This window comes from Denitratisoma sp. agr-D3, from assembly GCF_054658675.1.
The window spans coordinates 170232-188874 of the sequence record NZ_BAAGIA010000001.1 but is presented as its reverse complement, the minus strand read 5'-3'; the positions used below and the strand labels follow the sequence as shown (position 1 = coordinate 188874).

14 protein-coding genes are annotated in these 18643 nt (G+C 64.1%); 3 read left to right on the top strand and 11 right to left on the bottom strand.

All coding sequences use genetic code 11. From position 1 onward, the window contains the following. Positions 1–18 precede the first annotated feature (18 nt). From ACYQ2U_RS00870 to ACYQ2U_RS00825, 10 genes are all read right to left on the bottom strand, one after another. The gene (locus ACYQ2U_RS00870; protein ID WP_459948444.1) at positions 19–1482 is read right to left on the bottom strand and encodes a glutamate synthase subunit beta; all 1464 of its coding nucleotides are present in this window, start codon (positions 1480–1482) and stop codon (positions 19–21) included. Continuing rightward, positions 1483–6099, bottom strand: coding sequence for a glutamate synthase-related protein (locus ACYQ2U_RS00865; protein ID WP_459948443.1), 4617 nt, complete (start codon positions 6097–6099; stop codon positions 1483–1485). Between the two features lie 234 nt (positions 6100–6333). Further along, on the bottom strand, positions 6334–7482 hold the full coding sequence (locus ACYQ2U_RS00860; protein ID WP_459948442.1) for a deoxyguanosinetriphosphate triphosphohydrolase: 1149 nt from the start codon (positions 7480–7482) through the stop codon (positions 6334–6336). Next, entirely contained in the window at positions 7479–8582 is a 1104-nt protein-coding gene (gene aroB, locus ACYQ2U_RS00855; RefSeq protein ID WP_459948441.1) for a 3-dehydroquinate synthase, read from the bottom strand. The genes ACYQ2U_RS00860 and aroB overlap by 4 nt, the downstream gene beginning before the upstream one ends. A 2-nt stretch (positions 8583–8584) precedes the next feature. Then, positions 8585–9064, bottom strand: coding sequence for a shikimate kinase (locus tag ACYQ2U_RS00850; RefSeq protein WP_459949226.1), 480 nt, complete (start codon positions 9062–9064; stop codon positions 8585–8587). A 36-nt stretch (positions 9065–9100) separates the two neighbouring features. Beyond that, on the bottom strand, positions 9101–11266 hold the full coding sequence (pilQ, locus tag ACYQ2U_RS00845) for a type IV pilus secretin PilQ (protein WP_459948440.1): 2166 nt from the start codon (positions 11264–11266) through the stop codon (positions 9101–9103). Beyond that, positions 11263–11823 carry a pilus assembly protein PilP gene (locus ACYQ2U_RS00840; RefSeq protein WP_459949225.1) on the bottom strand — a complete coding sequence of 187 codons (561 nt, stop codon included), beginning with the start codon at positions 11821–11823 and terminating at the stop codon, positions 11263–11265. Before ACYQ2U_RS00840 ends, pilQ begins: the two co-directional genes overlap by 4 nt. Beyond that, on the bottom strand, positions 11823–12512 hold the full coding sequence (locus tag ACYQ2U_RS00835) for a type IV pilus inner membrane component PilO (protein WP_459948439.1): 690 nt from the start codon (positions 12510–12512) through the stop codon (positions 11823–11825). The genes ACYQ2U_RS00840 and ACYQ2U_RS00835 overlap by 1 nt, the downstream gene beginning before the upstream one ends. Further along, positions 12509–13099: a PilN domain-containing protein gene (locus tag ACYQ2U_RS00830; protein WP_459948438.1), complete on the bottom strand. Its 591-nt coding sequence runs from the start codon at positions 13097–13099 to the stop codon at positions 12509–12511. Before ACYQ2U_RS00830 ends, ACYQ2U_RS00835 begins: the two co-directional genes overlap by 4 nt. Next, positions 13096–14175, bottom strand: coding sequence for a pilus assembly protein PilM (locus ACYQ2U_RS00825; RefSeq protein WP_459949224.1), 1080 nt, complete (start codon positions 14173–14175; stop codon positions 13096–13098). The genes ACYQ2U_RS00830 and ACYQ2U_RS00825 overlap by 4 nt, the downstream gene beginning before the upstream one ends. Positions 14176–14379: 204 nt before the next feature. Here ACYQ2U_RS00825 and ACYQ2U_RS00820 point away from each other — a divergent pair, with 204 nt between their 5' ends. Further along, positions 14380–16749 (top strand): penicillin-binding protein 1A, encoded by a 2370-nt coding sequence (locus ACYQ2U_RS00820; protein ID WP_459948437.1) that lies wholly within the window; start codon positions 14380–14382, stop codon positions 16747–16749. 35 nt (positions 16750–16784) lie between these two features. On the opposite strand, the gene cyaY is transcribed toward ACYQ2U_RS00820, so the two are convergent. Continuing rightward, on the bottom strand, positions 16785–17114 hold the full coding sequence (cyaY, locus tag ACYQ2U_RS00815) for an iron donor protein CyaY (RefSeq protein ID WP_459948436.1): 330 nt from the start codon (positions 17112–17114) through the stop codon (positions 16785–16787). 60 nt (positions 17115–17174) lie between these two features. On the opposite strand from cyaY, the gene lptM reads away from it, so the two are divergent. Beyond that, a complete protein-coding gene (lptM, locus tag ACYQ2U_RS00810) occupies positions 17175–17369 on the top strand; it encodes an LPS translocon maturation chaperone LptM (RefSeq protein ID WP_459948435.1) in 195 nt (64 codons plus the stop codon). Then, positions 17366–18610 carry a diaminopimelate decarboxylase gene (gene lysA / locus ACYQ2U_RS00805; protein WP_459948434.1) on the top strand — a complete coding sequence of 415 codons (1245 nt, stop codon included), beginning with the start codon at positions 17366–17368 and terminating at the stop codon, positions 18608–18610. The genes lptM and lysA overlap by 4 nt, the downstream gene beginning before the upstream one ends. Positions 18611–18643: the final 33 nt, after the last annotated feature.

Here is an 18643-nt window from a genome sequence, read left to right as displayed (position 1 = left end):
GGCCGAGCTTGGGACGAATCAGCGGGGCAGGATCGAGCTGCCCATCAGGAACTCGTCCACCGCCCGCGCCGCTTGCCGGCCCTCACGGATGGCCCAGACCACCAGGGATTGGCCGCGACGCATGTCGCCGGCGGCAAAGACCTTGGGCACATTGGTGCTGTAAGCCTTGGCGCTTTCGGTGTCGGCCTTGGCATTGCCGCGTGCGTCCTTCTCCACGCCAAAGGCGTCGAGGATGCCGCCGACGGGGCCGAGGAAGCCCATGGCCAGGAAAACGTGGTCGGCCTTGATCTCGAACTCGGAACCCGGGATCTCGCTCATCTTGCCGTCCTTCCATTCCAGACGCACGGCCTTGACGGCCTTGAGCTTGCCCTTTTCGCCGATGAATTCCTTGGTGGCGATGGACCAGTCGCGCTCGCAGCCCTCGTCATGGGAAGAGGAAGTGCGCAGCTTCAGGGGCCAGTAGGGCCAGGTCAGGGAGCCGTTTTCCTGCTCGGGGGGGCGCGGCATCAGTTCGATCTGGGTGATGCTGGCCGCGCCGTGGCGGTTGGAAGTGCCCACGCAGTCGGAACCGGTGTCGCCACCGCCGATGACCAGCACATGCTTGCCCTTGACGTTGATCGGGTTCTTCTTGCCGCCGTGGACTTCCTTGTTCTGGGGAATCAGGAATTCCAGGGCGAAATGGACACCTTCCAACTCACGACCGGGAATCGGCAGGTCGCGGGGCGCCTCGGCGCCGCCGGCCAGGACCACGGCGTCGAACTGCTTCTTCAACTGCTCGGGGGTCACGGTCTTCTTCGCATCGTTGGCGATGCTGGCGGGCAGCTTGGTGTTGGTGACCAGGGTGTTGGTCACGAAAGTCACGCCTTCCGCCTTCATCTGGGCCATGCGCCAGTCGATCAGACGCTTGTCCAACTTGAAGTCGGGGATGCCGTAGCGCAACAGGCCGCCGATGCGTTCGTTCTTTTCATAGACCGTCACGTCGTGGCCGGCACGGGCCAGTTGCTGGGCCGCCGCCAGGCCGGCAGGGCCGGAACCGACGACCGCCACCTTCTTGCCGGTCTTGACTGCGGCCGGCTGGGGACGCACCCAGCCTTTTTCACCGGCCTTGTCGATGATGGCACGCTCGATGGACTTGATGCCCACCGGGGTCTGGGGAATGTTCAGGGTACAAGCCGCCTCGCAGGGCGCGGGGCAAATGCGGCTGGTGAACTCGGGGAAGTTGTTGGTGGAGTGCAGAACCTGGATCGCCTCTTCCCATTGTCCCCGGTAAACAAGGTCATTCCAGTCGGGAATGATGTTGTTGACCGGGCAACCGTTGTTGCAGAAGGGGATGCCGCAATCCATGCAACGGGCGCCCTGCACCTTGGCCTGTTCATCGCTCAGGTGATGAACGAACTCCTCGTAGCCCTTGAGGCGAACCGCGACGGGTTCGTAGGACTCGGACTGACGTTGGAATTCGAGAAATCCGGTGGGCTTGCCCATTTATGCGGCCTCCAGTTGCTGCTGTTCCGCCTGGTCCTTGAGCACGCGGCGATACTCGTGGGGGAACACTTTGACGAATTTGCCGCGGTAGCTGTTCCAGTCGGCCAGGATGGCCTTGGCCCGTTCGCTGCCACTTTCCTTATGGTGCTGTTCGATGAGGGCCTTGAGCAGGGCCTCGTCGGACTGCTGGCGGTGGTAGGTGTCCAGCGCCTGCTCGGCGGCGGGCAACACCTTTTCCAGGGACACCATGGACAGGTTGGCGCGCTGACCGAAGAAACCGTCCTCGTCCAACACGTAGGCAATGCCGCCGCTCATGCCGGCGGCGAAATTGCGACCGGTCTGACCCAGAACGACGACGGTGCCGCCGGTCATGTACTCGCAACCATGGTCGCCGGTACCCTCGACCACCGCGGTGGCGCCGGAGTTGCGGACGCAGAAGCGCTCGCCGGCCACGCCACGGAAGAACACCTCGCCCTCGGTGGCACCGTAGAGCACGGTGTTGCCGACGATGATGTTTTCGGCGGGATCGCCGCGGAAATCCTTGGAAGGCTTGACGATGATGCGGCCGCCGGAGAGGCCCTTGCCCACGTAGTCGTTGCCTTCGCCGGTCAGTTCCAGGGTGATGCCCTTGGCCAGGAAGGCGCCGAAGCTTTGGCCAGCGATGCCGCTGAGCTTGACGTGGATGGTGTCGGCGGGCAGGCCGGCGTGGCCGTAGCGCTTGGCCACTTCGTGGGAAAGCAGGGTGCCGCAGGTCCGATTGACGTTGGTGATGGCGGTCTCGATGACCACCTTCTCCTTGCGTTCCAGGGCCGGTTGGGCAGCCTTGACCAGCTTGTGGTCGAGGGCGCCGGCAAGGCCGTGGTCCTGGGTCTCGTTGTGGCTGCGGGCCACGCCCTCGGGCGCGGGGGGCATGTAGAAGATCTTGCTGAAGTCGAGGCCCTGGGCCTTCCAGTGTTCAATACCGGCACGGGTGTCGAGCAGATCGGCGCGGCCGACCAGGTCGTCGAACTTGCGGATGCCCAGCTGGGCCATCAGTTCGCGCACTTCCTCGGCAACGAAGAAGAAGTAGTTCACCACGTGCTCGGGCTGGCCGCTGAAACGCTTGCGCAGCTCGGGGTCCTGGGTGGCGACGCCGACCGGACAGGTGTTGAGGTGGCACTTGCGCATCATGATGCAGCCTTCCACCACCAGGGGTGCGGTGGCGAAGCCGAATTCGTCGGCGCCGAGCAGGGCGCCGATCACCACGTCGCGGCCGGTCTTCATCTGACCGTCGGCCTGGACGCGGATACGACCGCGCAGGCGGTTGAGCACCAGGGTCTGCTGGGTTTCGGCCAGCCCCAGTTCCCAGGGGGTACCGGCGTGCTTGACCGAGGACAGGGGAGAGGCACCGGTGCCGCCGTCATGGCCGGCGATCACCACGTGGTCGGCCTTGGCCTTGGAAACGCCGGCAGCCACGGTACCCACGCCCACTTCGGACACCAGCTTGACGGAAATACTGGCAACGGGATTGGCGTTCTTCAGGTCATGGATGAGCTGGGCCAGATCCTCGATGGAATAGATGTCGTGGTGGGGCGGCGGCGAAATCAGGCCGACACCGGGCACGGAATGGCGCAGGAAGCCGATGTACTCGGACACCTTGTGGCCGGGCAATTGGCCGCCTTCGCCGGGCTTGGCGCCCTGGGCCATCTTGATCTGGATCTGGTCGGCGTTGGTCAGGTATTCGGTGGTGACGCCGAAACGGCCGGAAGCCACCTGCTTGATCGCGGAGCGCAGGGAGTCGCCGTCCTTGAGGGGAATGTCGCGCTCGATACGGCTCTTGCCGATCACGTCGGCCAGGGTCTGGCCCTTTTGCACCGGCTTGAAGCGCATCGGATCCTCGCCACCCTCGCCGGTGTTGGACTTGCCGCCGATGCGGTTCATGGCGATGGCCAGGGTGGAGTGGGCCTCGGTGGAGATGGAACCGAGGGACATGGCGCCAGTGGCGAAGCGCTTGACGATTTCCTTGGCGGACTCCACTTCATCCAGGGGCACGGCGGGGCCGGCGGCCTTCAGCTCGAACAGGCCGCGCAGGGTCAGGTGGCGCTTGCTCTGGTCGTTGATGAGCTTGGCGTATTCCTTGTAGGTCTCGTACTTGTTGGAACGCGTCGCGTGTTGCAGCTTGGCGATGGAGTCCGGGGTCCACATGTGCTCTTCGCCACGGATTCGGAAGGCGTATTCGCCCCCGGCATCCAGGTGGTCCGCCAGCACGGGGTCGGCGGAGAAGGCGGCTTGGTGGACGCGTACGGCTTCCTCGGCCACGTCCTTGAGGCCCATGCCTTCCACTTGGGTCGCGGTGCCGGTGAAGTACTTGGCGACGAAGGTGGCGTTGAGGCCGATGGCCTCGAAAATCTGGGAACCGCAGTAGGACTGGTAGGTGGAAATGCCCATCTTGGACATGACCTTGTTGAGACCCTTGCCCACGGCCTTGACGTACTTCTTCTGGGCGTCCTTGGCATCCTTGCCGGAGAAGTCGGCAATGGTTTCCAGGGCCAGCCAGGGGCACACGGCCTCGGCGCCATAACCGGCGAGCAGGGCGAAATGGTGCACCTCGCGCACGGAACCGGAATCCACCACCAGACCGGTGCTGGTGCGCAGTCCCTTCTTGGTCAGGTGGCGATGCACGGCGGCACAGGCCAGCAGGGCGGGGATTGCCACGTGGTGACGGTCCATGCCGCGATCGGACAGGATCAGCACGTTGTAGCCGTCGGCCACGGACTGCTCGGCGGCGGCACAAATGCCCTCGATGGCCGCTTCGATGCCGGCCGCGCCATGGCTGGCGGGATAGACGATGTTCACCACCAGGGACTTGAACTTGCCCTGGGTCAGCTTGTCGATGCCGCGCAAGCGCGCCAGGTCATCGGCCAGCAGCACGGGTTGGTGCACCTCCAGACGGGGCGTCAGGGCCTCGTTGGGGTTGGCGATGCCCATCAGGTTGGGCTTGGGTCCGATGAAGCTGGTCAGGGACATGACGATTTCTTCCCGGATCGGATCGATCGGGGGATTCGTCACCTGGGCGAACAACTGCTTGAAGTAGTTGTAGAGGGGCTTGTTCTTGGCCGACAACACCGGCAAGGCACTGTCGTTGCCCATGGAGCCGGTGGCTTCCTCGCCGTTCTTGGCCATGGGTTCGAGGATGAACTTGACGTCCTCCTGGCTGAAGCCGAAGGCCTGCTGGGTGTCCAGCAGGGATTCCTTGTGCTCCTTGCCGATCTTCGGCGCGGCCAGGTCGGAAAGGAAAATCCGCGACTCGTCCACCCACTTGCCGTAGGGCTCGGAGGTGGCGATCTTGGTCTTGAGTTCGGCGTCGTCGATGATGCGGCCCTGTTCCAGGTCGATCATGAACATCTTGCCCGGTTGCAGACGCCACTTCTTGACGATCTTCTTCTCGGGGAAGGTCAGCACGCCCATTTCGGACGCCATCATCACGATGTCGTCCTCGGTCACCAGATAACGGGCGGGACGCAGGCCGTTGCGGTCCAGGGTGGCGCCGATCTGGCGGCCATCGGTGAAGGCCACGGCGGCGGGGCCGTCCCAGGGCTCCATCACGGCGGCATGGAATTCGTAGAAGGCGCGGCGCTGTTCGTCCATCAGGGTGTTGCTGGCCCAAGCCTCAGGAATCAGCATCATCATGGCGTGGGCCAGGGGATAGCCGCCCGCCACCAGCAGTTCCAGGGCGTTGTCGAAACAGGCCGAATCGGACTGCTCGGCCTTGATCAGGGGCCACAGCTTGTCCAGGTCCTCGCCGAATAGGTCGGAGGCCATGGCCTTTTGCCGGGCCGCCATCCAGTTCACGTTGCCGCGCACGGTGTTGATTTCACCGTTGTGGGCGATCATGCGGAAGGGGTGGGCCAGATCCCAGGTGGGGAAGGTGTTGGTGGAGAAGCGCTGGTGCACCAGGGCCAGGGCCGAGGTGAGGCGCTCGTCCTTGAGGTCGATGAAGTATTCGCCCACCTGCCAGGACAGCAGCATGCCCTTGTACACGATGGTGCGGGAGGACAGGCTAGGGACGTAGAACATGCCCTTGTCCACGATGTTGAGCTTGGCAACGGCATGCTCGACCCGCTTGCGGATGACGAACAGCTTGCGCTCGAAGGCGTCCTGGTCCTTGGTCTGCTCGCCCTTGGCGATGAAGACCTGACGCACCACGGGTTCGATTTCCCGGGCGGCCTCGGCCAGGCCGCTATTGTCGCGGGGCACGTCGCGCCAGCCGAGGAAGGTCTGGCCTTCCTCACAGACGATGCGGGCAATGGCCGACTCACAGGCGGCGCGGCCATTGGCGGACTGGGGTAGGAAGATCATGCCGCAGGCGTAGTCGCCGGCCTTGGGCAGGGCGATGCCCAGCTTCTTGGTTTCTTCGCGGAGGAAGGCATCCGGTAGTTGCAGCAGGATGCCGGCGCCGTCCCCGAGTTTGGGGTCGTAGCCGGTGGCGCCACGGTGTTCCAGGTTTTTCAGGATGGCAAGGCCTTGCTCAACGATGGCATGGCTTTTCTTGTTCTTGATGTGGGCAACAAAACCGACGCCGCAGGCATCGTGCTCGTGGGCGGGGTCGTAAAGACCTTGCCGGCTGGGTAGATCCATCACTTTTTCCTTGAAAAACAAACGTTTCTGCTTGACAGGCCGCGGGCCGTCACAACCGGCAAAAAAGCCGGGGCGCGACGGCTCCCCGGCTTTAGTTCGATTCTTAGGGTGAACGGGCGACTATAACCCCGATCCCCGGTTAACTCAATACTCCGTGACTCACGTCACTATCACCAAAGTGGGCCAAACCAGCCTCTTATGCCCATGAAACCGCGCAATTGGCGGCCATCGGAGTCAAATTTCCCCCACGGCGAAGAGACGGCGATGCTCGCGCATGGCGTAGCGGTCCGTCATACCGGCAATGTAGTCGGCCACAGCCCGGGCCTTGCCGTCGGCCACCATGGGATCGTCCGAGGGACGCGCCGCCATGGCCTGGTATTGGGGCGGCAGCAGGCGCGGATCGGCCATGAAGGCCGAAAACAGGTCGGCGATGATGCGCCGGGCCTTGCTGGTCATGCGCAGCACCTGGTAATGGCGGTACAACTCGTCCCGCAGGAAGGTTTTCAACTGACGATTTTCCTCTTCCATGGCGGGCGAAAAACCGATCAGGACGGGCGCCTGGGCCACGTCCGCCAGGCTCGCCGGTGCCAACTCGGCGATGCGTCGTGCCGATTCGGCCAGGAGGTCCGTCACCTGGGCGTCGATCATGCGGCGGATGGTTTCGTGGATCAGGCGGCGGCCGGCCAAGCCGGGGAACGCCGCCTGGGCCTCCGCCGCGTGGCGCTGAAACAGGCTGATCTCCTGCAATTGTTCAAGCTGAAGCAAGCCGGACCGCAACCCGTCATCCACGTCATGGTTGTTGTAGGCCACCTCGTCCGCCAGGTTGCAGATCTGCGCCTCCAGGGACGGCCGCAACTTGTCGATGAAGCGCTGGCCCAGGGGACCAAGCAGGCGGGCGTTGCGCGGGGAGCAATGCTTGAGGATGCCCTCCCGGGTCTCGTACATCAGGTTCAGACCATCGAAGGCGCCGTAGCGCTCTTCCAGCCGATCCACCGTGCGCAAGGACTGGAGATTATGTTCGAACCCGCCGTAGGGGTTCATGCATTCGTTGAGGGCGTCCTGGCCGGCGTGGCCGAAGGGGGTGTGCCCCAGGTCGTGGGCCAGGGCAATGGCTTCGGTCAGGTCGTCGTTGAGACGCAAGGCGCGGGCCACGGTGCGGGCCAGCTGGGCCACCTCGATGGAGTGGGTGAGGCGAGTGCGGAACAGGTCGCCCTCATGGTTCACGAACACCTGGGTCTTGTATTCCAGGCGGCGGAAGGCGGTGGAGTGGATGATGCGATCCCGGTCCCGCTGGTACTCGCCCCGCGCCTTGGGCCGCGGCTCGGTGATGGACCGGCCCGGACTGCGCTCCTCGTGAACCGCGTAGGGAGCCAGTTCGCTCACGATGCCAGGGGCTCGCAGCAGATGTCGATGGCGGCGAGGATGTCCTCGCGGCTTGCCTCGCCGTAGGTGACGCCCTGGCCGAGGCCCTTGAGCAGCACCAGGCGCAGCTTGCCTGCGAGCACTTTCTTGTCGTGTCCCATCATGTCGAGATAGCGCTCCGCCCCCAGTTGCGGGCCGATCACTGGCAGGCCGGCCCCTTGCAACAGATGCCGCACCCGCGCCACGTCCGCGCTGGCGAGCCAGCCGAGACGACGGGACAATTCCAGCGCCATCACCGTGCCGGCGGCCACGGCTTCGCCGTGCAGCCAGACGCCATAGCCGAGGCCCGTTTCGATGGCGTGGCCAAAGGTGTGCCCCAGGTTGAGCAGAGCGCGGCCGCCGTCCTTGGCGGTTTCCCGTTCGTCGCCGGCCACCACCTCGGCCTTGTTGGCACAGGAGCGCTCGATGGCATAGGCCAGGGCCTCGCCGTCACATGCCCGCAGCGCATCGATGTTGGACTCGATCCAATCGAGGAAGGGCAGGTCGCGGATCAGGCCGTACTTGATCACTTCCGCCAGGCCGGCCGACAGCTCCCGCGACGGCAGGGTTTTCAGGGTGTCCGTGTCGGCCAGCACCAGGCGCGGCTGCCAGAAGGCGCCGATCATGTTCTTGCCCTTGGGGTGGTTGATGCCGGTCTTGCCACCCACCGAGGAATCCACTTGGGACAACAAGGTGGTGGGGATCTGGATGAAGGGCACGCCGCGCTGGTAGGTGGCGGCGGCGTAGCCCGCCATGTCGCCGACCACCCCACCGCCCAAGGCGATCACCGTGGTGGCCCGGTCGCAGCGGGTTTCCAGCATGGCATCGTAGATGCGGTTCAGCGTATCGCCATTCTTGTAGGCCTCGCCGTCGGGCAAGATCACTTCGGTGACGACCACACCGGCGGCGCGCAGGGGCCCGACCAGAGCATCCAAATAGAGCGGCGCCACCGTGTCGTTGCTGACCACGACGGCGCGCTTGGCGGGCAGGCGGTCGAGGATGAGCGCAGCCTGACCGAGCAGCCCGGGGCCGATACAAATGGGGTAACTGCGCTCGCCGAGCGCAACGGTCAGTTTTCGCATGTTCAGGCTTCCAGGGCTTGGAGGATGCGCCGCACCACCTGCGACGCCTGGGTCTGCCCCACTTCGACCACGCAGTGGGCCGCTTCCCGGTAGAGGGGATCGCGCAGGGCAAACAACTGCTGCAATTTTGCCAGACGATCCTCCACTTGGAGCAGCGGCCGCCCCCGATCCATCCGGGTGCGCTCGTAAAGCACTTCCGGCTGGGCGTAGAGATAGACCACCAGACCGCGTTGCCGCAAGTGGCTGCGGTTGTCCGGATCCAGCACAGCACCGCCGCCGGTGGCCAGCACCAGCCCCTGGCGCTGGGTGAGGTCGTCGATGACCTGAGACTCCCTCTTGCGGAAGCCGGCCTCGCCCTCGATTTCAAAAATGGTCGGGATCGGCACCCCGGTCCGGGCTTCGATCTCATGGTCGGCATCGACGAATTCGGCCTTGAGTTTCTTGGCCAGCATGCGACCAACCGTGGTCTTGCCGGCCCCCATCAGGCCCACCAGAAAAATCGATTTCAAGTCGCTGCCTTACTGCAACACCAACTCTTCGCTCACCACCCGGGGGGTGATGAAGACCAGCAGTTCGTTACGGGTTTTGTTTTCGGTCCGGTTCTTGAACAGGAAACCGACGTAGGGGATGTCACCCAGGAAGGGGATGCGCTCCACCGTGTTGCTGTCCACCTGTTTGTACATGCCGCCGACCACCACCGTGCCGCCATTCTCGACGACTACCTGGGTCGCCACCTGGCGCTTGTTGATGGCGAAACCGGCAGACCCGGCGCTCTGGCCGCGGGAATCCATGGTGACGTTGAGCATCATCTGCACCCGGCCGTCCTGCTGGATCTGGGGCGTCACGTCCAGGGTGATGGCGGCATTGATGAAGGTGGTAGTGGTGCCGTTGTTGGCCGACGTAGTGGCGTAGGGAATCTGCTCGCCATGCATCAGGGTGGCCTTTTGCGTGTCCCGGGTCAGGATCTTCGGGCTGGCGATGGTCTTCGACTTGGCATCGCTCTCCACCGCGTCGAGTTCCAGGTTCACGATACGGGTCTGGGAGGAGTTGAACAGGGAGAAGGCCAGGCTGCCAGGCGACGCGCCGGTGCCGGCGCCGAGGGATTGGGAAGTGGAGAAAGTGCCGAAGGTGACATCGGCGGCCGTGTTGCCGATGGTGTAGCCGTACTTGCCACCGGACAACTTGACCCCGAGGGAGCTGAAGAAGGTATCCGCCACTTCCACCAGGCGCGCCTCGATCATGACCTGGCGCATGGGCCGATCCAGGGCGGCGATGCGCTCCCGGATCTTGTTCAGGCGGGTCTTGGTTTCCTCGATGAAGATGGTGTTGGTGGCGTTGTCGAAGGTGATGCTGCCCCGCTCGCTGATGATGGAGGCGTTGGCCGCCGCACCCGCCGTCGCGCCAGGCGCGGCAGCCGGCGGGGTCGTCGCCTGGGCGGCAGTGGCCCCGGTAGCGGCAGCCGCATTGGCGGGACCGGCGTTGGTGGTCAGGCGCTGGACGATTTCGCCGGCGGTGCGATAGCGGATCTTGAAGGTTTCCTGCTGGATCGGTTCGCTGTTGGCCAGGGTCGCGGCCCGTTCCCGCTCGTCCTTGTCGTACTTGACCAGGTCGTCGGCCTTGCCCACCACCACGATGTTGCCATAGCGACGGAAACCCAACCCATACATGCGGGAGATGATGTCGATGGCGGTTTCCACCGAGGTGTTCTCCATCTTGAGACTTTGGATCTCGCCGCTAACACCGGGCATCACCATGAAGTTGAGGCCGGTGATGTCCTGGAAGATGCCGATCATCTGGCTGACGGGCACGGGCTGGGTGAAGTTGAAGCTCACCACCTTGCCCTGGATGTCCTTGGACCCGGCAAGACTGGTGGGATCCTGGATGACCCGGCGTACTTCCAACACCACCGAGGTGTCGATCTGGCGCACGGAGTAATCCCAATCGCCGCGATTGGTCAGCACCACCTCGACACGGCCGCCGCCACGGCTGGTGCTCAGCATAGTCACCGGCGTGCCGAAGTCCCGCACATCGAGTTTTTTCAACAAGCGCGGCTGCACGTCGGCATTGGCAAAGGACAAGAGCAGGTTGTTGCCCTGCTGCTTGACGTCGAGCAAGGCGTTCGGATCCGTCAGGTCCACCTTGATGTTGGCCTGGTCATTGCCGACGGCCTGGAAATCCACATTGGTGATCAGCGGCACGACGGCCCGGACACCGCCGTCCGTGGCGAAACCCACGGCCGGCGAGGCGGTGGCGGGAACGGCGGCAGCGGCATTGGCCGCCACGTCGGCGCCGGTCAGGCTGATGAAAAAGACGTTACCCTCGATGCTGATCCCATGCTGGACCGGCCCGGAAAGGTTCAACACCAGGCGACTGCGGGCCTCGCTCTGCACCACCGCCACGCTCTGCAAGCTGCCGATGCCGGCCTTCTTGGTCGTCACGCCAAGGTTGCTCGTCACCCCGGGGAAGTCGAAGGCGATCCGATAGGGACTGGCGGTGACGAAGGAAGTTGGTGTTGTCTTCAGCGGCCCTTGCAGGGTCACCTTGACCAGGGTCTGGGCGCCCTGCTGGGAAAATTCCACGTTGTCGATTGCATTGGCCGCATCCCCCGCGCCGGCCGCCAAGGCCACCCGGATCGTCATGCAGGCCAGCACCACCAGCGCCTTGCCGTATCTTGCCATCATCATTTCTGTTCTCCCTGCCCGGAGGACGTGAGGCGCACCTCACGATCAACCCAGCTGCCTTTCTCCTGAACGGTTTCCTTGATCAGCATTTCCGCTTCGTTCTTGTCGGTGGCCGGACGGATGGACAGGATGCGTCCGCCGTTCTGCCCGATGTAGTCCCCGGCCTTCACCCGCCGGGGCGCGTCGCTGCCGGCCGACACCACCGCGATCACCTGTTTGCCCAGGGTCATGGTGCCCAACAACCGCACTGTTTCCAGGGGCACCCGGGCCAGGGGGTAGGCGTCCAGGTTCACCGCCTGGCGGCCGCCGTTGCGGCCGGCCTGGGCTGCGCGGGCCTCCTCGGCGAACAGCTTTTCCACCGAGAAAGGCGGGATCAGTTCGCCCGGATCGTAGCTGATGGCCGGCAGGGCCTTGATCTCCGGCAGGGGCGGCACCTTGCCCTTCATGTCCTTGGTGGCCTCGTTCATCCAGGCACGCACGTCCTCCGGCTCGTCCCCCTCGCACCCGGCCAGGAAGACCGCCACCAGCAGGGACAGCCAATACGGGGCTAAGGCGCGCATCACTTGGCCCCTCCCGGCTTGTTGGCCTTCTGTTGCTTCTTCTGGGCCGCCAGTTCCTCGCTATCCAGATAGCGATACGTCATCACCGTGGCGTCCAGGGAGAGCTGGCCCGCCTTCGCATCCTTGGGCTTGAGCTTGATGTTGTTAAGGGTGACGATGCGGGGCAGCCTGGCCAGGTCACCGGCGAACTGCGCCATGTCGTTGTAGCCGCCATTCATCACCACACTGATGGGCATTTCCGCATAGAAGTCCTTGCGGGACTCGCTGCCGGGCTTGAACAGTTCGATCTTCAAGCCCCGGGTCAGGGCGGCTTGGCTGATGTCCACGATCATGGCGTCCATCTCGGCGCGATTGGGCAACTGCTTGAGCATTTCGCCGAAGGAACGGTCGATCTCTTCCTTCTGCTTGCGGTAGGCGTCCAGGTTCACCGCCTGGCGCTTCTTGTCCAACCATTCGTTCTTGAGCTGCTCTTCCCGCTGTTGCCGGGCCGTGAGTTCGTCAAGCTGGGAACTCCAACCGAGGAACCAGGCGAGGAACATCAAGGCGAGGAAAACGCCCGCCAGCACCACGACACGGGGTCCCAGGGGCCATTGCCCCGGGTCCTGCATGTCGAGGGTCTTGAAATCCTCCGCCAGCTGCTTGAAGTCCACGGCGGGCAGGGTCAGATTGGGTTTGGCGAAGGACTTCATGGCTTGCCCCCCGCCGGCTTGTTGCCGGGCTCAGTGCCCGCCGCCGCACGCTCGATAGACATCTTCATTTGGAAACCGTAGATGGGGCGACCGTTGGCCGCCGTCCCGGCGCGGATTTCCAGGGGGGTTACCTGCTGGAACAGGGGCGACTCCTCCAGGTTGCGCATCAGGGTGGACACCCGGGCCTCGGACACCGAATCGCCCACCATGTCGAATTGCATGCCATTCTGGTTGAAGCTAGTGATGCGCACCCCGTCCGGCACCCGACGCAGCAATTCGTCGAAGACATGGACGGTTTCCGCCCGGCTGCCTTGCAAGGTTTCGATCACCTGTTTGCGCTTGAGCAGGGCCTCGGTCTCCTCCTTGAGCTTGGAGATTTCCTCGATCTGCTTCTTCAGGTCGCCGATTTCTTTCTCGATGAAGGCGTTCTTGCCATCCTGGGTCGAGATGTACTGGTTGATCGCACTGAAGCCGAGGAACCAGATAACAGCGGCCACCACCGTCACCAGGCCGAGGAAGGCATAGAACTGCTGGCGCCTCGCCTTGCGCTTCTCCTCCCGGTGGGGCAGTAGGTTGATGCGGATCATTGGTCGAATCTCCGCAAAGCCAGGCCGCAGGCCACCATCAACGCTGGCGCGTCGCCCAGCAGACTCTTGGCCCGCACCTTGGCGGCCAGCTCCATGGCGGCAAAGGGATTGGCCACCAGGCATTCGACTTGGGCATGGCCCTGCACGGCCTCGCTCAAGCCGGGAATGACGGCGCTGCCCCCGGCCAGGACGATGTGATCCACCTGGGTATAGGGCGTGGCGCTAAAAAAGAACTGCATGGCCCGGCTGACTTCCTGGCCCAGGGTATCCATGAAGGGCGCCAGGATTTCACTGGCGTAGTTGTCGGGCAGGTGTTGGTTGCGCTTGGCCGTTTCGGCCTCTTCCTGGGACATGCCGTAGGCGCGCATGATCTCCTGGGTCAGCACATGGCCGCCGAAGGCCTGCTCCCGGTTGTAGATGGGTTGCTGGTTGTGCAGCATGACCACGTTCATCACATTGGCGCCGATGTCGATCAAAGCCACCACCTTGTCCTTGCCGCCGTCGGGCAACTGCTGGCTCACCAGCTCGAAAGCGCTTTGGCTGGCATAGGACTCCACGTCCATCACCAGGGGCTTGAGACCCGCCCCCTCGGCACAGGCCACCCGGTCTTCCACCATTTCCTTGCGGCTGGCGGCCAGCATCACCTCGACCTCGTCGGGGCTGGAGGGGGCCGGACCGATGACCTGGAAATCCAGGTTCACCTCTTCCAGGGCAAAAGGGATGTACTGGTTGGCCTCGGATTCCACCTGGACTTCCATTTCCTGCTCCCGCAGGTTGGCAGGCAGGATGATCTTCTTGGTGATGACCGCCGCCGCCGGCAAGGCCATGGCCACATAGCGGGTCGTGCTGCCCATGCGCTTCCAGGCCTTGCCGATGGCGTCGGCAACCCCTTCCATGTTCATGATCTTGCCGTCCATGACCGCATCCCGAGGCAGGGGCTCGATGGCGTAACGCTCCACCAGGTAGCCGCCCTTTTTCTTTTCCTGGGCGGACAGCTCCAGCATCTTCACCGAGGAAGAACTGATGTCCAGCCCGATCAAGGGACGATCGCCGGGATTAAAGATCGAAAGGTCGATCTGCAAGATGATTTTTCCTTTATAAATTAAATCGTTACGCGCAATAACGATAATTTACTTCAGATGCTAACAACAACTATATCGGCTGTAAAGCCAATTTGTTTAATTAAGTAGTCGTTATCACGGTTTACGCCAAGCGCACTCCTACTTAATGGGGAGAAACGCCGCCGTATAATCCCGCCTCTTTCCCGGCTGGACTCCGCCATGACTGTTCCCTCCCCCCTGCGTTGGCTTCTTTATGGTTTTTTGGCCTTCGCCGGCCTGCTGCTGGTGTGTGCCGCCCTGGTGGGCATTGTCGTGGTGCTGGCCTATCCCCAGCTGCCTTCCCTGGACGTCCTCACCGACTACCGGCCCAAGATTCCCCTGCGCATCTATTCCGCCGACGGCAAGCTGATCGGCGAATTCGGCGAGGAACGGCGCAACGTGGTCCAGATCAAGGAAGTACCGCCGCTGATGGTGCACGCCATCCTCGCGGCGGAGGACGAACGCTTCTACCAGCACCCGGGCATCGACACCCTGGGCGTGCTGCGGGCCGCCTATTCCAACTTCGCCAGCGGCGGCAAGCGTCAGGGCGCCTCCACCATCACCATGCAGGTGGCGCGCAACTTCTTCCTTTCCAGCGAGAAAACCCTGACCCGCAAGGTGTACGAAGCCCTGCTCTCCTTCAAGATCGAGCACAGCCTGTCCAAGGATGAAATCCTCCAGCTCTACATCAACCAGATTTACCTGGGCCAGCGCGCCTACGGCTTCGCCTCCGCCGCCCAGATTTATTTCGGCAAGGCCCTCAAGGAACTGAGCCCGGCCGAGGCCGCCATGCTGGCCGGCCTGCCCAAGGCCCCCTCGGCCTACAACCCGGTGGCCAATCCCAAGCGGGCACGCCTGCGCCAGCTCTACGTGCTGCGCCGCATGAAGGAACTGGGCTTCATCGACGAAGCCCAGTACAAGGCCGCCGAGTCCGAGCCCCTGCACGTCAAGCAGGACGTGAACGACTTCGGCCTCCACGCCGAATACGTGGCCGAAATGGCGCGCCAGATCGCCGTCGAACGCTTCCAGGAGCAGGCCTATTCCGGTGGTTACCAGGTGATCACCACCATCAACGCCGCCGACCAGCAGGCCGCCTACCAATCCCTGCGCCGCGGCGTCCTCGACTACGATCGCCGCCACGGCTATCGCGGCGCCGAGGCCTACGAAAAGATGGACGGCATCAAGTCCGACCAGGACGAAGCCCTGGAAGACCTGCTGTCCGACTACGAAGACGCCGACACCCTGCTGCCGGCCCTGGTGCTGGAAGCCGGCCCGACCCGCTTGCGCGCCTACCTGCGCGGCGGCGAGATCGTCACCCTGAGCGGCGATGCCCTCAAATTCCCGGCGCGGATGATGGACGACAAGGCACCGGCCAACAAGCGCCTGCGGCGCGGCGCGGTGATCCGTCTGTCCAAGGACGACAAGGGCCAATGGCAAGTGGCGCAACTGCCCGAGGTGGAATCCGCCTTCATCGCCGCCAACCCGGTGGACGGCTCGGTGCGGGCGCTGGTGGGCGGTTTCGACTTCAACCGCAACAAGTTCAACCACGTCACCCAGGCCTGGCGCCAGCCCGGCTCCAGCTTCAAGCCCTTCATCTACTCCGCCGCCATCGAAAAGGGCTACACCCCGGCCTCGGTGGTGCCCGACGAGCCCATCGTCATCCCCGCCGGCGAAACCGGCAGCCAGGCCTGGGAGCCCAAGAACTACGACGGCAAGTACGAAGGCCCGATGACCCTGCGCACCGCCATCGCCAAGTCGAAGAACATGGTGTCCATCCGCCTGCTGCGTTCCATCGGCACCCACTACGCCCAGGAATACATCACCCGCTTCGGCTTCGAGGCCGACAAGCATCCGCCCTACCTGACCATGGCCCTGGGCGCCGGCTCGGTCACCCCCTGGCAACAGGCGGCGGCCTACTCCGTGTTCGCCAACGGCGGCTACCGCATCCAGCCCTTCGTGGTGAAACAGATCCTCGACAGCAAGGGCAAGGTGCTGGCCCAGTTCGATCCGCCCGTGGCCGGCGACGAGAACATCCGCGCCATCGACCCGCGCAACGCCTACATCATGGACAGCCTGCTGCACGAAGTCACCCGACGCGGCACCGCCGCCCGGGCACCGGGCATCCTCAAGCGCTATGACATCGCCGGCAAGACCGGCACCACCAACGACTCCATCGACGCCTGGTTCTGCGGCTACCACCCGACCCTGGTGGGCGTGGCCTGGATCGGCTTCGACAAGCCGCGCTCCCTGGGCGGCGGCGAAACCGGCGGCGGCGCGGCGTTGCCGATCTGGATCGGCTTCATGGAAAAGGCCCTCAAGGGCGTGCCCGAAGCCTGGATGGAAGCGCCCGAGGGCTTGGTGTCCATGACCGCCACCGACCCGGAAAGCCAGAAGACCGTGCGCGAAATGATCTACAAGGAAGCCCTGCCCGAGCCTGGCAGCGAGGACCCGGCCAACGGCGAGCGGCCCCAGGTGCCCCTGGCCCCCGTGCAGGACGCCAAGCCCAAGCCTGTCGCCAAACCGGCCGAGGTGGGGGAAAAGAAAAACTGACGCGCCCACGCCCCGGTTCGCCGGGGCGCATGCCCTCAGGCGAGGGTGACGCTGACGCCGGACTGTTCGCCCATGCAGCGGGCCAAGGAAACAAGCAGCCCGTCGCCGCTGCGGGTATCCCGCCACTGGCCGTCTTCGTAACGGAAGTGGTAACCGCCGGAGCGGGCCGCCAGCCAGATTTCCCGCGCCGCGCCGTGACGATTGACGATGATCTTGCTGCCGTTGTCGAACTCGATCTCCAACACGCCGCCGGGCTTCAACTCGAAGTCGAAATCGGGGCCGTCCCCGGCTTGCAGGGCTTCCAGCGCCGCTTCGATGCGGGCCAGCATGGCGTCGGCCTGCTCGGCAAATTCCTGTTCATTCATCGCGTGCTACCATCCTTCGCCACTGTCGACCCGGGTCGACATACTTCGGAAATCCGCAAGATGCGTCCAACCATTCTCGTGCTGACGGCACTCTGCCTGTCCTTCACGCTTGCCGCCTGCGGCCTCAAGGGTCCGCTCTATTTATCCACGCCCACCGGCACACCACCGGCGGCCGCGAAAAAAGCCGAGCCCGCCAAGGGCGGCGATGATAACAAAGCCACCACCGGTAAAAACACCCAGGAATCCAAGCAATGAGCCTCACCCAGTCGCACAACGGAACCCTTCATGTCGAAGGGGTTTCCCTCGCCACCATCGCCGAGAAATTCGGCACCCCCTGCTACGTCTATTCCCGCGCCGCCCTCACCGCCGCCTATCAAGACTACGCCGCCGCCCTGCAAGGCCGCGAATCCCTGGTCTGCTACGCCGTCAAGGCCAACTCCAACCTGGCGGTGCTCAACGTCTTCGCCCGCCTCGGCGCCGGCTTTGACATCGTCTCCGGTGGCGAACTGACCCGGGTCCTGGCCGCGGGCGGCGACGCCTCCAAGGTGGTGTTCTCCGGCGTCGGCAAGCGCCGCGACGAATTGAAGATGGCCCTGGAGGCCGGCATCCACTGCTTCAATGTGGAATCCCCCGCCGAACTGGACCACCTCAATGCCGTCGCCGGTGAAGTGGGCAAGAAGGCCCCCATCTCCCTGCGGGTCAATCCCAACGTGGATCCCAAGACCCATCCCTATATTTCCACTGGCCTGCGCACCGCCAAGTTCGGCGTTGTCTACGAAGACGCCCTGGCCCTCTACCGCAAGGCCGCGTCCCTGCCCAATCTGCAAGTGAAGGGCATCGACTGCCACATCGGTTCCCAGTTGCTGGACCCCGCCCCCGCCGCCGAAGCCGCCGAGAAGGTGCTGGCCCTGGTGGACGCCCTGGCCAAGGACGGCATTGTGATTGAGCACATCGACCTGGGCGGCGGCAAGGGCATCCGCTACCAGGACGAAACCGAACTCTCCGCCGCCGACTACCTGGCCCCCCTGCTCAAGGTGCTGGCCGGGCGCAAGGAAAAGCTGGTGTTCGAACCGGGCCGCTCCCTGGTGGGCAATGCCGGCCTGCTGCTGACCAAGGTGGAAGTACTCAAGCACGGCGAGGAAAAAGACTTCGCCGTGGTGGACGCCGCCATGAACGACCTGGCCCGCCCCGCCCTCTACGACGCCTTCCACGACATCGTTCCGGTGGCGCCCCGTCAAGGCAGCACCCGCAGCTACGAGGTCGTCGGTCCCATTTGCGAATCCGGCGACTTCCTCGGTCACGACCGCGATTTGGCCTTGGCCGAGGGTGACCTACTGGCCATCCTCTCCGCCGGCGCCTACGGCATGACCATGAGCTCCAACTACAACACCCGCCCCCGCGCCGCCGAGGTCATGGTGGACGGCGACCAGGTGCACCTGGTGCGGCAGCGGGAAACCGTGGCCCAGCTCCTGGCCGGCGAATCCCTGCTGCCCTGATCCTGCCGCCTTGATCCTAGCGCTACTCCCCAG

Excerpts from the sequence above, each read along its gene's own strand:
- ACYQ2U_RS00870 (WP_459948444.1), bottom strand. The coding sequence starts at position 1,482 with ATGGGCAAGCCCACCGGATTTCTCGAATTCCAACGTCAGTCCGAGTCC.
- ACYQ2U_RS00865 (WP_459948443.1), bottom strand. The coding sequence starts at position 6,099 with ATGGATCTACCCAGCCGGCAAGGTCTTTACGACCCCGCCCACGAGCAC.
- aroB (WP_459948441.1), bottom strand. The coding sequence starts at position 8,582 with ATGCGAAAACTGACCGTTGCGCTCGGCGAGCGCAGTTACCCCATTTGT.
- ACYQ2U_RS00850 (WP_459949226.1), bottom strand. The coding sequence starts at position 9,064 with ATGGGGGCCGGCAAGACCACGGTTGGTCGCATGCTGGCCAAGAAACTC.
- pilQ (WP_459948440.1), bottom strand. The coding sequence starts at position 11,266 with ATGATGATGGCAAGATACGGCAAGGCGCTGGTGGTGCTGGCCTGCATG.
- ACYQ2U_RS00840 (WP_459949225.1), bottom strand. The coding sequence starts at position 11,823 with ATGCGCGCCTTAGCCCCGTATTGGCTGTCCCTGCTGGTGGCGGTCTTC.
- ACYQ2U_RS00835 (WP_459948439.1), bottom strand. The coding sequence starts at position 12,512 with ATGAAGTCCTTCGCCAAACCCAATCTGACCCTGCCCGCCGTGGACTTC.
- ACYQ2U_RS00830 (WP_459948438.1), bottom strand. The coding sequence starts at position 13,099 with ATGATCCGCATCAACCTACTGCCCCACCGGGAGGAGAAGCGCAAGGCG.
- ACYQ2U_RS00820 (WP_459948437.1), top strand. The coding sequence starts at position 14,380 with ATGACTGTTCCCTCCCCCCTGCGTTGGCTTCTTTATGGTTTTTTGGCC.
- cyaY (WP_459948436.1), bottom strand. The coding sequence starts at position 17,114 with ATGAATGAACAGGAATTTGCCGAGCAGGCCGACGCCATGCTGGCCCGC.
- lptM (WP_459948435.1), top strand. The coding sequence starts at position 17,175 with ATGCGTCCAACCATTCTCGTGCTGACGGCACTCTGCCTGTCCTTCACG.
- lysA (WP_459948434.1), top strand. The coding sequence starts at position 17,366 with ATGAGCCTCACCCAGTCGCACAACGGAACCCTTCATGTCGAAGGGGTT.